The organism is Variovorax sp. LjRoot290, assembly GCF_964253985.1.
Classification (GTDB): Bacteria; Pseudomonadota; Gammaproteobacteria; order Burkholderiales; family Burkholderiaceae_C; genus Variovorax.
Genome location: NZ_CAXURW020000001.1, coordinates 4,431,130 through 4,445,165, shown reverse-complemented (window position 1 = coordinate 4,445,165; position 14,036 = coordinate 4,431,130). Strand labels below are relative to the sequence as shown.

The 14,036-nt window shown below is 66.8% G+C and carries 17 protein-coding genes; 15 read left to right on the top strand and 2 right to left on the bottom strand.

The features are described from left to right. The first annotated feature begins 86 nt into the window (after window positions 1–86). From ACSQ9A_RS22150 to hisA, 13 genes are all read left to right on the top strand, one after another. On the top strand, window positions 87–737 hold the full coding sequence (locus ACSQ9A_RS22150) for an MlaC/ttg2D family ABC transporter substrate-binding protein (protein WP_436305186.1): 651 nt from the start codon (window positions 87–89) through the stop codon (window positions 735–737). A 16-nt stretch (window positions 738–753) separates the two neighbouring features. Beyond that, complete coding sequence (locus tag ACSQ9A_RS22145; RefSeq protein WP_436305185.1) at window positions 754–1,026, top strand: STAS domain-containing protein; 273 nt, start codon at window positions 754–756, stop codon at window positions 1,024–1,026. A gap of 165 nt (window positions 1,027–1,191) precedes the next feature. Next, complete coding sequence (locus ACSQ9A_RS22140) at window positions 1,192–2,139, top strand: ABC transporter ATP-binding protein (protein WP_093105627.1); 948 nt, start codon at window positions 1,192–1,194, stop codon at window positions 2,137–2,139. Further along, window positions 2,139–2,903, top strand: a complete 765-nt coding sequence (locus ACSQ9A_RS22135; RefSeq protein WP_436306340.1) for an ABC transporter permease — start codon at window positions 2,139–2,141, stop codon at window positions 2,901–2,903. Before ACSQ9A_RS22140 ends, ACSQ9A_RS22135 begins: the two co-directional genes overlap by 1 nt. A 2-nt stretch (window positions 2,904–2,905) precedes the next feature. Next, the gene (locus ACSQ9A_RS22130; protein WP_436305184.1) at window positions 2,906–3,148 is read left to right on the top strand and encodes a BolA family protein; all 243 of its coding nucleotides are present in this window, start codon (window positions 2,906–2,908) and stop codon (window positions 3,146–3,148) included. A 19-nt stretch (window positions 3,149–3,167) separates the two neighbouring features. Then, window positions 3,168–4,454, top strand: coding sequence for a UDP-N-acetylglucosamine 1-carboxyvinyltransferase (murA, locus tag ACSQ9A_RS22125; protein WP_436305183.1), 1,287 nt, complete (start codon window positions 3,168–3,170; stop codon window positions 4,452–4,454). After that, a complete protein-coding gene (hisG, locus tag ACSQ9A_RS22120; RefSeq protein WP_093105634.1) occupies window positions 4,451–5,092 on the top strand; it encodes an ATP phosphoribosyltransferase in 642 nt (213 codons plus the stop codon). Before murA ends, hisG begins: the two co-directional genes overlap by 4 nt. A gap of 2 nt (window positions 5,093–5,094) precedes the next feature. Beyond that, entirely contained in the window at window positions 5,095–6,411 is a 1,317-nt protein-coding gene (gene hisD, locus ACSQ9A_RS22115) for a histidinol dehydrogenase (RefSeq protein WP_436305182.1), read from the top strand. 12 nt (window positions 6,412–6,423) lie between these two features. Continuing rightward, window positions 6,424–6,783 (top strand): Rap1a/Tai family immunity protein, encoded by a 360-nt coding sequence (locus ACSQ9A_RS22110; RefSeq protein WP_436305181.1) that lies wholly within the window; start codon window positions 6,424–6,426, stop codon window positions 6,781–6,783. A gap of 5 nt (window positions 6,784–6,788) precedes the next feature. Continuing rightward, on the top strand, window positions 6,789–7,886 hold the full coding sequence (hisC, locus tag ACSQ9A_RS22105) for a histidinol-phosphate transaminase (RefSeq protein WP_436305180.1): 1,098 nt from the start codon (window positions 6,789–6,791) through the stop codon (window positions 7,884–7,886). Then, a complete protein-coding gene (gene hisB / locus ACSQ9A_RS22100) occupies window positions 7,883–8,512 on the top strand; it encodes an imidazoleglycerol-phosphate dehydratase HisB (RefSeq protein ID WP_093105644.1) in 630 nt (209 codons plus the stop codon). Before hisC ends, hisB begins: the two co-directional genes overlap by 4 nt. Beyond that, the gene (gene hisH / locus ACSQ9A_RS22095) at window positions 8,503–9,159 is read left to right on the top strand and encodes an imidazole glycerol phosphate synthase subunit HisH (protein ID WP_280142630.1); all 657 of its coding nucleotides are present in this window, start codon (window positions 8,503–8,505) and stop codon (window positions 9,157–9,159) included. The genes hisB and hisH overlap by 10 nt, the downstream gene beginning before the upstream one ends. A 47-nt stretch (window positions 9,160–9,206) precedes the next feature. Continuing rightward, complete coding sequence (hisA, locus tag ACSQ9A_RS22090) at window positions 9,207–9,950, top strand: 1-(5-phosphoribosyl)-5-[(5-phosphoribosylamino)methylideneamino]imidazole-4-carboxamide isomerase (RefSeq protein WP_093105649.1); 744 nt, start codon at window positions 9,207–9,209, stop codon at window positions 9,948–9,950. 5 nt (window positions 9,951–9,955) lie between these two features. Here the strand turns inward: hisA and ACSQ9A_RS22085 are convergent, their stop codons facing one another. Next, window positions 9,956–10,891, bottom strand: coding sequence for an amino acid ABC transporter substrate-binding protein (locus tag ACSQ9A_RS22085; protein ID WP_093105652.1), 936 nt, complete (start codon window positions 10,889–10,891; stop codon window positions 9,956–9,958). A gap of 9 nt (window positions 10,892–10,900) precedes the next feature. Beyond that, window positions 10,901–12,208 (bottom strand): dicarboxylate/amino acid:cation symporter, encoded by a 1,308-nt coding sequence (locus ACSQ9A_RS22080; RefSeq protein ID WP_436305179.1) that lies wholly within the window; start codon window positions 12,206–12,208, stop codon window positions 10,901–10,903. Between the two features lie 181 nt (window positions 12,209–12,389). Between ACSQ9A_RS22080 and ACSQ9A_RS22075 the strand changes: the two genes are divergently transcribed. Beyond that, window positions 12,390–13,232, top strand: a complete 843-nt coding sequence (locus tag ACSQ9A_RS22075) for a D-hexose-6-phosphate mutarotase (protein ID WP_436296441.1) — start codon at window positions 12,390–12,392, stop codon at window positions 13,230–13,232. Window positions 13,233–13,255: 23 nt separating this feature from the next. Beyond that, window positions 13,256–14,035 (top strand): imidazole glycerol phosphate synthase subunit HisF, encoded by a 780-nt coding sequence (gene hisF, locus ACSQ9A_RS22070; protein WP_093105660.1) that lies wholly within the window; start codon window positions 13,256–13,258, stop codon window positions 14,033–14,035. Window position 14,036 lies beyond the last annotated feature (1 nt).

Genomic DNA, 14,036 nt, shown 5'->3' with positions numbered 1-14,036 from the left:
ACCTCCGAGCGGGAACCGTGCAGGCGAACCGTTTCTCCAATTTGCCACGGTCGTCTGACCTGAAACTTCAAACAAGGGACTTATCGATGAACCAGATCCTGCAACGCCGCTCCTTCGGACGCCTGATGCTGGCCGGCCTGCTGCTCGCGGGCGCCGCCGCCTTCGTGCGGCCTGTCCACGCTGCCGACGAAGCGCCCGACGCGCTGGTGAAGCGCCTCTCGACCGATGTGCTCGATACCATCAAGGCCGACAAGACGATCAAGGCGGGCGACGTCAACAAGATCATGGTCCTGGTCGACACCAAGATCATGCCGAACGTGAACTTCCAGCGCATGACCGCTTCGGCGGTGGGCCCGGCCTGGCGCCAGGCCACGCCCGAGCAGCAACAGCGCCTCCAGGAAGAATTCAAGAAGCTGCTGGTGCGCACCTATGCGGGCGCGCTCGACCAGGTGAGCGACCAGACCGTGACCGTGCGCCCCTTCCGCGGCTCGCCCGACGATAAGGAAGTGCTGGTGCGCAGCGAGGTCCGCGGCAGCGGCGACCCGGTGCAACTCGATTACCGGCTCGAGAAGACACCCGGCGAGGCCGGCGGCTGGAAGATCTACAACCTGAACGTGCTCGGCGTGTGGCTGGTCGATACCTACCGCAGCCAGTTCGCGCAGGAAATCAACGCCAAGGGCATCGACGGCCTGATCGCCAAGCTGGTGGAGCGCAACAAGCTCAACGGCAAGAAGTGACAGGAAAGAGCGCCCGATGCTGGTCCTGCCGCCCAAGCTGACGCACGACGACGCGCCCGCGTGCGTGCTTATGCTCCGGCAGGGGCTCGCAGGGCAGACGGGTTCGTCCACCGTGGTCGATGCCACCGCGCTGGCGCAGTTCGATTCGTCGGCACTCGCGGTGCTGCTCGAATGCCGGCGCGAGTCGAGTGCGCTCGGTCGCGGCTTCGCGGTGAAGGGCTTGCCGTCGCGCCTGCGCGAGCTCGCGTCGCTGTACGGTGTGGCAGGCCTTTTGCCGGCCGCACCGTAGAAGATGTCAGCCCCTCGGCTTTTCACTCCGCTTCGCTGCGTGTAATTCGCCACCCCCCGAGGGGGAGGCGCGGCTCGCCCTGGGGCGGCCCGGCGGCGGCGGCATCCGGCAATAAGACCGTTGCGAGGCAGCTTGCGACGTCGCCCCGTAAAATCGCGGGTTCCCATGCCCGCGATCTCCTTCCAATCGGTCTCCAAGACCTATCCTGCCTCACGCCAGCAACGCGCCCAGGGAAAGCCCGGCTTGCGCGCGGTCGACGAGGTCACGTTCCAGATCGAAGAGGGCGAGTTCTTCGGCCTGCTGGGCCCCAACGGTGCCGGCAAGACCACCTTGATCAGCATGCTCGCCGGCCTCTCGCGGCCGAGCTCGGGCGCCATCAGCGTCCATGGTTTCGACGTCCAGCGCGACTACGCCCAAGCGCGCCGCCAGCTCGGCGTGGTGCCGCAGGAACTGGTGTTCGACCCTTTCTTCAACGTTCGCGAGTCGCTGCGCATCCAGTCGGGTTACTTCGGCATCAAGAACAACGACGACTGGATTGACGAACTCCTGCACAGCCTCGGCCTCGCCGACAAGGCCGGCGCCAACATGCGCCAGCTCTCCGGCGGCATGAAGCGCCGCGTACTGGTGGCGCAGGCGCTGGTGCACAAGCCGCCCGTGATCGTGCTCGACGAGCCGACCGCCGGCGTCGATGTCGAGCTGCGCCAGACCCTGTGGCAGTTTGTCGCCAAGCTCAACAAGCAGGGCAGCACGGTGCTGCTGACCACCCACTACCTCGAAGAAGCCGAGGCGCTGTGCCATCGCATCGCGATGCTCAAGCAGGGCCGCGTGATCGCGCTGGACCGCACGAGCGAGCTGCTGCGTTCGGCCGCCAGCAACGTGCTGCGCTTCAAGACCGACGGCATGCTGCCCTGGGCTCTCGCGCAGCACGCCCGCATCACCGGCCGCATCGTGCAACTGCCGGCGCAGAACGCCCGCGAGGTCGAACAGATGCTCGCCGCCATTCGCGAGGCCGGGCTCGACGTGGAAGACGTCGAGATGCGCAAGGCCGATCTCGAAGACGTGTTCATCGACCTGATGGCCGGCGAGCAGACTCCCTTGGAGGTGGCGCGATGATGGTCGGTGCGCTCGGCTGGCGTGCCTTGCTCTACAAGGAAACGCTGCGCTTCTGGAAGGTCGGCTTCCAGACCGTCGGTGCCCCGGTGCTGACCGCGGTGCTCTACCTGATGGTGTTCGGCCATGTGCTCGAAGACCACGTCAAGGTCTACGGGACGGTGAGCTACACCGCCTTCCTGGTGCCCGGCCTCGTGATGATGAGCGTGCTTCAGAACGCATTTGCCAACAGCTCCTCGTCCATCATCCAGAGCAAGATCATGGGCAGCCTGGTGTTCGTGCTGCTGACGCCGTTGTCGCATTGGGGCTGGTTCTTCGCCTACGTGGGTTCCTCGATCCTGCGCGGCCTGGCGGTGGGTGTGGGCGTGTTCTCGGTGACCGCACTGTTTGCCATGCCGAGCTTCGTCGCCCCGCTGTGGATCCTCGTGTTCGCCTTCCTGGGTGCCGCCATGCTCGGCACGCTGGGCCTGATCGCCGGGCTCTGGGCCGAGAAGTTCGACCAGATGGCCGTTTTCCAGAACTTCCTGATCATGCCGATGACTTTTCTCTCCGGCGTGTTCTATTCGATCAACTCGCTGCCGCCGTTCTGGCAGACCGTGAGCCACCTGAATCCCTTCTTCTACATGATCGACGGCTTCCGCTACGGCTTCTTCGGCGTCAGCGACGCCTCGCCCTGGCTGAGCCTGGCGATCGTCGGCAGCGCCTGGCTCGTCGTCAGCGCCATCGCCGTTCACTTGCTTCGCATCGGCTACAAGATCCGAGGATGACCATGACTGCCGAAGAGCTCCAATCAATCATCCAGGCCGGCCTGCCCTGCCAGCACATCGCGCTCGAGGGCGATGGTCGCCATTGGTACGCCACCATCGTTTCTACCGAGTTCGAGGGCAAGCGCGCGATCCAGCGACATCAGCGGGTCTACGCCACCCTCGGTGCCAAAATGCACACCGACGAAGTGCATGCGCTTTCGATGAAGACCTACACGCCCGCCGAATGGGCGGACCAAAACTCCTAGTTCTCTCGCTGGATCTTTCATGGACAAACTTCTGATTCGCGGCGGGCGCACGCTTCGCGGCGAGGTGCTCATTTCCGGCGCGAAGAATGCTGCGCTGCCCGAACTCTGCGCCGCCCTCCTGACCGACCGGCCCGTCACGCTGCACAACGTGCCGCGCCTGAACGACGTCACGACCATGCTCAAGCTGATCCGCAACATGGGCGTGGCGGCCGAGCGCGACGACAAAGGCACCGTGCGCATCGACGCCGGACCGCTGCACACGGCCGAGGCGCCTTACGAGCTCGTGAAGACCATGCGCGCGTCGGTGCTCGCGCTCGGACCGCTCCTGACGCGCTTCGGCAAGGCCAGGGTGTCGCTGCCGGGCGGCTGTGCCATCGGTTCGCGGCCGGTCGATCAGCACATCAAGGGCCTGCAGGCCATGGGTGCCGAGATCGTGGTCGAGCACGGCTATATGGTGGCCAGCCTCGCGGGCGGCGCCAAGCGCCTGCACGGCGCGCGCATCACGACCGACATGGTGACCGTCACTGGCACCGAGAACTTCCTCATGGCCGCCGCGCTGGCCGACGGCGAGACCGTGCTGGAAAACGCGGCCCAGGAGCCCGAGATCTCCGACCTGGCCGAGATGCTGATCGAGATGGGCGCGAAGATCGAAGGGCACGGCACCAGCCGCATCCGCATCCAGGGCGTCGACAAGCTCAACGGCTGCACGCACCAGGTGGTGGCCGACCGCATCGAGGCCGGCACTTTCCTGTGCGCCGTCGCGGCCACCGGCGGCGATGTCGTGCTGAAGCATGGCCGCGCCGACCACCTCGATGCGGTGATCGAGAAACTGCGCGAGGCGGGTGCCCAGGTGGCTGCGGTGGACGGCGGCATCCGCGTCCAGAGCCAGGGCCGCCTCAAGGCGCAGAGCTTCCGCACCACCGAATACCCGGGTTTTCCGACCGACATGCAGGCCCAGTTCATGGCGCTCAACGTGATCGCCGAAGGCACCTCGACCGTGACCGAGACGATCTTCGAGAACCGCTTCATGCACGTCGACGAGATGCTGCGCCTGGGCGCCAAGATCCAGACCGACGGCAAGGTGGCCGTGATCGAAGGCGTTGCGCAGCTCTCGGGCGCGACCGTGATGGCGACCGACCTGCGCGCCTCGGCCAGCCTGGTGATCGCCGGGCTGGTGGCCGACGGCGAAACGCTGGTCGACCGCATCTACCACCTGGACCGCGGCTATGACCGCATGGAAAGCAAGCTGCGCGGCCTCGGCGCCGACATCGAGCGCGTGGCCGGGCCGGCGGAGATGCAGCCGTGATCACGCTCGCCCTGTCCAAGGGCCGCATCTTCGAGGAAACGCTGCCGCTCCTGGCCGCGGCCGGCATCGAGGTGACCGAGGACCCCGAGAAATCGCGCAAGCTGATTCTCGCGACCACGCGGCCCGACGTGCGCGTGGTGCTGGTGCGCGCCTCGGACGTGCCCACCTACGTGCAGTACGGCGGCGCCGATCTCGGCGTGACCGGGCTCGACGTGCTGCTCGAGCACGGCAACCAGGGCCTCTACCAGCCGCTCGACCTGCGCATCGCGGCCTGCCGCCTGAGCGTGGCCGTGCGCGCCGACTACGACTACGAATCGGCCGTCAAGCAGGGCTCGCGCATCAAGGTCGCGACCAAGTACGTCGGCCTGGCGCGCGAGTTCTTCGCCAGCAAGGGCGTGCACGTCGACCTGATCAAGCTCTACGGCAGCATGGAGCTCGCGCCGCTCACCGGCCTGGCCGACGCCATCGTCGACCTGGTGTCGACCGGCAACACGCTCAAGGCCAACCATCTGGTGGAGGTCGAGCGCATCATGGACATCAGCGCGCGTCTGGTGGTCAACCAGGCCGCGCTCAAGCTCAAGCAAGCGCCGATCCGCCGCATCATCGACGCCTTCGCCTCGGCCATTCCTTCCGCCTGACGATGAACCTGAAAGCCTCTCCCGCACGCCTGTCGACCGCCTCGGCCGGCTTCGAAGCCGATTTCAAGGCGCGGCTGCACTGGTCGGCCGAAGCGGATGCCGCCATCGAGCAGGTGGTCGCGGACATCCTGGCCGACGTCCAGCGGCGCGGCGACACGGCGGTGCTCGAGTACACGCGCCGCTTCGACCGGCTCGACGTGGCCGGCATGGAAACGCTGGAACTCAAGGCCGACGAATTGCGCGCCGCCTTCGATGCATTGCCCGCAGTGCAGCGCGAAGCGCTCGAAGCCGCGGCCCGCCGCGTGCGCAGCTACCACGAGGCGCAGAAGAAGGCCAGCGGCGAAAGCTGGAGCTACCGCGATGCCGACGGCACGCTGCTGGGCCAGAAGGTCACGCCACTGGATCGCGTCGGCATCTACGTGCCGGGCGGCAAGGCCGCCTACCCGTCGAGCGTGCTCATGAACGCCATTCCCGCGCACGTGGCGGGAGTCGGCGAAATCATCATGGTCGTGCCCACGCCCGGCGGCGAGAAGAATCCGCTGGTGCTGGCTGCGGCGCACGTGGCCGGCGTGACGCGCGCCTTCACCATCGGCGGCGCGCAGGCGGTGGCCGCACTGGCCTATGGCACGGAAACCATCCCGAAGGTCGACAAGATCACCGGCCCCGGCAATGCCTATGTCGCCAGTGCCAAGAAGCGCGTCTTCGGCACCGTCGGCATCGACATGATCGCCGGCCCGAGCGAGATCCTGGTGCTGGCCGACGGCAGCACGCCGGCCGACTGGGTGGCGATGGACCTCTTCAGCCAGGCCGAGCACGACGAACTCGCGCAGAGCATCCTGCTCAGCCCCGACGCGGCCTACATCGATCGCGTGCAGCAGGAAATCGACCGCCTGCTGCCCTCGATGCCGCGCGCCGAGATCATCGCGGCCTCGCTCAACGGCCGCGGCGCGCTCATCCACACGCGCAGCATGGAAGAGGCCTGCGAAATCAGCAACCGCATCGCGCCGGAACACCTGGAAGTCAGCAGCCGCGAACCGCAGCGCTGGGAGCCGCTGCTCAAGCATGCCGGCGCGATCTTTCTCGGCGCCTACACCAGCGAAAGCCTGGGCGATTACTGCGCCGGTCCCAACCACGTGCTGCCCACCAGCGGCACCGCGCGTTTCAGCTCGCCGCTGGGGGTCTACGATTTCCAGAAGCGCTCGAGCCTGATCGAGGTCAGCGAAGAGGGGGCGCAAGCCCTGGGCCGCATCGCCGTGACCTTGGCCGAAGGCGAGGGCTTGCCCGCGCACGCCGAAGCGGCCCGCCTGCGCCTGCGCTGAAGGGGCGAAGCGATGCGAATGCTACCGTTCGGGCCTGGCCTGGCCCTCGCGCTGCTGACCTTCGGCGCCGCCTGCCAGGCCATGAGCATCCGCGAGCTGCGCACGCTGGAAGCCAATGAAAAGGACGGCAAGCTCTACGCCAACTACTATCTCGTCGGCGTGGTCGAGGGCCTGCGCGAGGCCGGCGACATGGCCCAGCGCGCGGGCCAGAAGCCACCGTTCTGCATCAACGGCCGCCGTCTCGAGCCCGCGATGGCGCGCTCGCTCTACCAAACCGAACTGACGCGCAATGCCGATAGCTACGAGGCCGACATGCCGGTGCAGCTCGTGATCTCGGCCGCGCTGCGCAACAGCTACCGCTGCGCACCCTGAACCGTATGACATCTTCTTCTGCCGCCACCACCGAACGCACGCTGGGCCGCATCCGCGCCGACGTCCAGTCCATGCATGCCTACGCCGTGCAGGATGCACGCGGGCTGATCAAGCTCGACGCCATGGAGAACCCCTTCGGCCTGCCGCCCGCGCTGCAGGCCGCGCTGGGCCAGCGGCTGGGCGCACTCGCGCTGAACCGCTATCCCGGGGCGCGCGGCGCCGACCTGCAGCGCGCGCTGGCGGCCTATGCCGCCATACCCGAGGGCTTCGGGCTGATGCTCGGCAACGGTTCGGACGAACTGATCTCGCTGCTCGCCATGGCCTGCGACCTGCCGGGGGCGGCCATCCTGGCGCCGGTGCCCGGCTTCGTGATGTACGCGATCAGCGCCCAACTGCAGGGCCTGCGCTTCGCCGGCGTGCCGCTGACGGCCGATTTCGAGCTCGACGAGGCCGCCATGCTCGAGGCCATCGCGCGCGAGAAGCCGGCCATCGTCTACCTCGCCTATCCCAATAACCCGACCGCCAACCTCTGGGACGATGCCGTGATCGAAAAGATCATCGAGGCCCAGGGCGCGCAGGGCGGCCTGGTGGTGATCGACGAGGCCTACCAGCCCTTCGCCGGCCGCAGCTGGATCGGCCGCATCGCGCGCCACGGCCACGTGCTCCTGATGCGCACGCTCAGCAAGTTCGGCCTGGCGGGCGTCCGGCTGGGCTACCTGATCGGCCCCCAGGCCCTGATCGCCGAGATCGACAAGGTGCGGCCGCCCTACAACATCAGCGTGCTGAATTGCGAGTGCGCGCTGTTCGCGCTGGAGCACGCCGAGGTGTTTGCCGGGCAGGCGGCGGAGATCCGCGCCCAGCGCCAGCGCATCTTCGAGGCGCTGGCCCGGCTGCCTGCGGTGAAGAGCTGGCCCAGCGACGCCAACATGATCCTGGTGCGCGTGCCCGATGCCACCCGGACCTTCGAGGGAATGAAGGCGCGCGGCGTGCTGGTCAAGAACGTTTCTAAAATGCACCCATTGCTCGCGAACTGCCTGCGCCTGACCGTCGGAACCATCGACGAGAATGCGCAGATGCTTGCGGCCCTCGAAGCATCCCTATGAACACCCCCTCGGCACCCGAAGCAGTCGTCGCCGCCGGCGCGCGCACCGCCACCGTCACGCGCAACACCGCGGAGACGAAGATCACGGTCCGCGTCGATCTCGACGGAAGCGGCCGCTCGAAGCTGTCCACCGGCATCGGCTTCTTCGACCACATGCTCGACCAGATCGCCCGCCACGGCCTGATCGACCTCGACATCGATTGCCAGGGCGACCTGCACATCGACGGCCACCACACGGTGGAAGACGTGGGCATCACCCTCGGCCAGGCGGTCGCGAAAGCGGTCGGCGACAAGAAGGGCATCCGGCGCTATGGCCACGCCTACGTGCCGCTCGACGAGGCGCTGAGCCGCGTCGTGATCGATTTCTCGGGCCGTCCGGGCCTGGTCATGCACGTGCCCTTCACCAGCGGCATGATCGGCACTTTCGACAGCCAGCTCACCTACGAGTTCTTCCAGGGCTTCGTCAACCACGCCTTCGTGACCCTGCACATCGACAACCTCAAGGGCGTCAACGCCCACCACCAGTGCGAAACCGTGTTCAAGGCCTTCGCGCGCGCGCTGCGCGCGGCGCTCGAACTCGATCCGCGCTCGGCCGGCGTCATTCCTTCGACGAAGGGATCGCTCTGACCAAGAATACCGTCGCCGTCGTCGACTACGGCATGGGCAACCTGCGCTCGGTATCGCAGGCCGTCCAGCACGCGGCCGACCAGGTCGGGGTCGAGGTTTTCGTGACCTCCGACCCGGAAGTGGTGCGCCGCGCCACGCGCGTCGTGCTGCCGGGGCAGGGCGCCATGCCCGACTGCATGCGCGAACTGCGCGACTCGGGCCTGCAGGAATCGGTGCTCGAAGCGGCCGCCGCCAAGCCGCTCTTCGGCGTCTGCGTCGGCATGCAGATGCTGCTGTCGACGAGCGACGAGGGGCCGACCGAGGGCCTGGGCCTGATTCCCGGCGAAGTGCGCAAGTTCGAGCTGGCGGGCCGTCTCCAGCCGGACGGCAGCCGCTACAAGGTGCCGCAGATGGGCTGGAACCAGGTCATGCAGATGCGGCCGCACCCGGTATGGGCCGGCGTGCCGGACCAGAGCTATTTCTACTTCGTGCACAGCTTCTACGCGCGGCCGGCGGATGCCCGCCACAGCGCGGGCGAAGCGGAATACGGCGAGCGCTTTACCGCCGCCATTGCACGCGATAATATTTTTGCGACCCAGTTCCACCCCGAGAAGAGTGCGGACCACGGGCTGCAGCTCTATAGAAACTTTCTCCACTGGAATCCCTGAAGAAGCAGTTCCTGCGCTTCATCGCTCGTTCCACGCAATCCCGCACCATGCTCCTTATTCCTGCGATCGATCTCAAGGACGGCCATTGTGTTCGCCTCAAGCAAGGCGACATGGACCAGTCCACCACCTTCAGCGAAGACCCGGCCGCGATGGCGCGCAGATGGATCGAAGCCGGCGCACGGCGGCTGCACCTGGTCGACCTGAACGGCGCTTTTGCCGGCAAGCCGCAGAACCATGCGGCGATCAAGGCGATCCTGAAGGAGGTCGGCGACGACATCCCGGTGCAGCTCGGTGGCGGCATCCGCGACCTCGACACCATCGAGCGCTACATCGACGACGGCCTGCGCTACGTGATCATCGGCACGGCTGCGGTCAAGAACCCCGGCTTCCTCAAGGATGCCTGCAGTGCCTTCGGCGGCCACATCATCGTCGGCCTCGACGCCAAGGACGGCAAGGTCGCGACCGACGGCTGGAGCAAGCTCACGGGCCATGAGGTGGCCGACCTGGGCAAGAAGTTCGAGGACTACGGCGTCGAATCGATCATCTACACCGACATCGGCCGCGACGGCATGCTCTCGGGCATCAACATCGAGGCCACGGTGAAGCTGGCCCAGGCGCTCACCATCCCGGTGATCGCATCGGGCGGGCTCTCGAACATGGCCGACATCGACAAGCTCTGCGCGGTCGAATCGGACGGCATCGAGGGCGTGATCTGCGGTCGGGCCATCTACTCGGGCGACCTCGATTTCGCCGCTGCGCAAGCGCGCGCCGACGAACTCGCAGAGCAATAGCTCGCCTATTCTGTTTTTACGGCCAGCGTCTGGATGATGGTCTCCAGCTGCGGGCTCATCGGCAGATTGATGCTGGTGCTCGAAAGAGGCAGCTTCTGCAGGAACCAGCGCTTGTACTGGCGCTCGATCTCGCCGTCGATGGCCAGCGCCTGGAAGCTGTCGTTCACCACCTTGGCCAGCTGCGCATCGCCCTTGCGGTACATGATGCCGTAGGGGTCGTAGGAGAGGAAGTCGCCGACCACCTGGTACTCGCCCTGCACCTTGCCCTTGTTCTGCGCGATCAGGCCATAGAGCAGCACGTCGTCGGTCGCAAAGGCATCGGCCTGGCCGGCCACCACCTGCGCGAAAGACTCCGCATGGTCGCGCATCACGATCAGGTTCAGGTTGAGCTTGAATTTCTGCGACAGGTCCTGCATCGTCTTCTCGTTGGTCGTGCCGCGCGTCACGGCCACTTTTTTGCCGGCCAGGTCGCGAAATCCCTTGATCGGCGAACCTTTCTTCACCAGCACCTTGGTGCCCGAAACGAAGATCGTGGGTGAGAAGGCCACGCGCTTCTGGCGCTCGAGGTTGTTGGTGGTGGAGCCGCATTCGAGATCGACCTGGCCCTTTTCCACCGCATCGATGCGCGACTCGGAGGTGACGGGCGCCCACTTGATCTCCAGGCTCTTGTGCACCGCCTCCTCGATCGCGGCCACCAGCGCGCGGCACAGCTCGATCGAGTAGCCGATCGGTTCGTTGCGCGGCGACAGGTAGGAGAACGGGATCGACGATTCGCGGTAGCCGATCGTGATGGCGCCGGTGTCGCGCACCTTGGCCAGCGTGCCCGTCAGCGCTGCGGGCGCCGCCGGGGCGGGCTCGGGTTGCGCGCGGGCCATTGCAGACATGCCGAGTGCTGCCGCGAACAGCGCAACAGCGAGCGACGATTTCCAGGTGGGCTTCATGGCCGTGCCTCAGGCATGAACCGGGTGGGCCAGCGTGGCCTTCAATTCCTCGTCGATCTTGCTGGCGTTGGCCGCGGCATCGCTCTCCGAAAGCAGCTCGCCCTCCCACTTGGCCACCACCGCCGTGGCGATCGAGTTGCCCACCGCGTTGGTGGCCGAGCGGCCCATGTCGAGGAAAGTGTCCACGCCCAGGATCAGCAGCAGCCCGGCCTCGGGGATGTTGAACTGGTTCAGTGTGGCGGCGATCACCACCAGCGAGGCGCGCGGCACGCCGGCCATGCCCTTGGAGGTGAGCATCAGGATCAGCAGCATCGTGATCTGGGTGCCCAGCGACAGCTCGATGCCGTAGGCCTGGGCGATGAAAAGCACGGCGAAGGTGCAGTACATCATCGAGCCGTCGAGGTTGAAGGAGTAGCCCATGGGCATCACGAAGCTCGAGATCTTGCGCTTGACGCCGAAGCGGTCGAGCGCGTCCAGGATCTTCGGATAGGCCGCTTCCGAGCTCGCCGTCGCAAAGGACAGCAGGAAGGCCTCCTTGATCAGCACCAGCAGCTTGAACACGCGCGGGCCGAGGAAGGCGAAGCCGGCGAAGATCAGGACGCCCCACAGCAGGAACAGGCCGATGTAGAAGTCGCCCATGAAGACCGCGAACTTGAGCAGGATCTCCAGCCCGTTCACCGCCACGGTGGCGGCCATGGCGGCCATCACGGCCAGCGGCGCCAGCTTCATGACGTAGCCGGTGATCTTCAGCATGGCGTGGGAGAGCTCGTCGATCGCGTTGACCAGGGTCTTGGCCTTGTCACCGAGCGAGGCGAGCGCGACGCCGAAGAACATGGAGAACACCACGATCTGCAGGATCTCGTTGTTGGCCATGGCCTCGGCGAAGGACTTGGGCACCAGGTGGCTGACGAAGTCCTTCAGGGTGAACTTGGAGGTCGCGAGGTTGGCCGAGGCGCCGATGTCGGGCAGCGGCAGGCCCAGGTTGAGGCCCGGCTGCAGCAGATTGGCCATGATCAGGCCCAGCACCAGCGAGACCAGGGACGCGGTGATGAACCAGCCCAGCGCCTTGCCGAAGACGCGCCCCACCGAGGCCGCGTCGCCCATGTGGGCGATGCCCACCACCAGGGTGGAGAACACCAGCGGGCCGATCAGCATCTTGATCAGCCGCAGGAACACGTCCGACATGATCGAGATGTAGCCTGCGATCTGCGTGGCCACCTTCTTGTCGGGAAAGTTGATGAAGATCATGTAGCCGATCAAGATGCCGATCACCATCGCGATCAGGATCCAGGCTGCCGGCGGCAATTTCCTTTTCATGTGCGAGCCCCTTCTTGTCGAACAAGTGATGTGGAGATGACGTCCCTCACCGCCAATCCGCATGCCGCGGCCGCCGGTTGTCGCGATTTCATGCCAAAACCATGCCGGCTGCAATGCGAATTCGGCCTGCGGCCATGCCGTTGCGGCCTGGGGTGACACGGGCCAAACCTAGAATCGGGTCATGTCCTTCAAAGAGATCGTCTTCCGCGGCCAGCCTGCACTGCACCTCGCCCTGCCGGGGGGCAGCGCCTGCACCGTGGCGAGGCACGGCGCCCACCTGCTGTCGTGGACCACGGCCGACGGCGTCGAGCGTCTCTACCTGAGCCCCGAGGCGCGCTTCGACGGCCAGAGCGCGATCCGCGGCGGCGTGCCGATCTGCTGGCCGCAGTTCAACCAGCGCGGGCCGCTGCCCAAGCACGGTTTCGTGCGCAACCTCGCATGGCAGGCCGAGGCGCCCACCGCCGGCGGCAAGGGGGACACGCTCGTTCTCTCGCTGCATGACAACGAGGCCACCCGCGCCATCTGGCCGCACGCCTTTCACGCACGGCTGGCTGTGACGCTGGCGCCGCATTCGCTGCGCATCGCGCTGTCGATCGACAACACCGGCCGCGGGCCCTGGTCCTTTGCGGCCGCGCTGCACAGCTACCTGCGCGTGGACGACATTGCCGCCGCCTCGCTGGAAGGGCTGCAGGGCGCCAATCGCTGGGACGCGGTGCGCGACGACCGGCATGTCGACCTGGCGCCCGCGCTGCGCTTCGGCACCGAATTCGACAGCGTCTACACGGCGCCCGCGCGGCCGCTGCGGCTGGTACAGCCTTCCGGCACGCTCGAGATCGCGCAAAGCGCGAGCTGCACCGAAACGGTGGTGTGGAACCCCGGCCCGGCGCTGAGCGCCCAGCTGGCCGACCTGCCCGACGACGGCTGGCGCCACATGCTCTGCGTCGAGGCGGCGCGCATCGACGAGCCCGTGCTGCTCGCGCCGGGTGCCGCATGGCAGGGCTGGCAGCAGCTCACCATCCTTTGAATCCCGCAAACCCTGAACCCGCCATGCTCGCCAAACGCATCATTCCCTGTCTCGACGTCACCGGCGGCCGCGTCGTCAAAGGCGTCAACTTCGTCGAGCTGCGCGATGCCGGCGATCCGGTCGAGATCGCGGCGCGCTACAACGCGCAGGGCGCCGACGAGCTGACCTTTCTCGACATCACGGCCACCAGCGACGGCCGCGACCTGATCCTGCCGATCATCGAGGCGGTGGCCTCGCAGGTCTTCATTCCGCTGACCGTCGGCGGCGGCGTGCGCACCGTCGAGGACGTGCGCCGCCTGCTCAACGCGGGCGCCGACAAGACCAGCTTCAACTCGGCCGCCATCGCGAACCCGCAGGTGATCGACGACGCGTCGCGCAAGTACGGTGCCCAGTGCATCGTGGTCGCGATCGACGCCAAGCGGCGCTCGGCCGAGGATGCGGCCTTGCGCGGGCCCGGCTGGGACGTCTACAGCCATGGCGGCCGCAAGAACACGGGGCTCGACGCGGTGCGATGGGCTGTCGAAATGGCGCGCCGCGGCGCCGGCGAGATTCTCTTGACCAGCATGGACCGGGATGGCACCAAGAGCGGCTTCGACCTCGAGCTCACGCGAGCTGTCAGCGATGCGGTCAGCGTGCCGGTGATCGCCTCCGGCGGTGTCGGCAATCTCGAGCACCTGGCCGACGGCATCCAGGCCGGCGGCGCCGATGCCGTGCTGGCGGCCAGCATCTTCCACTACGGCGAATACACCGTCGGCGAGGCCAAGGCCTGCATGGCGGCGCGCGGCATTCCTGTGCGCCTGTGAC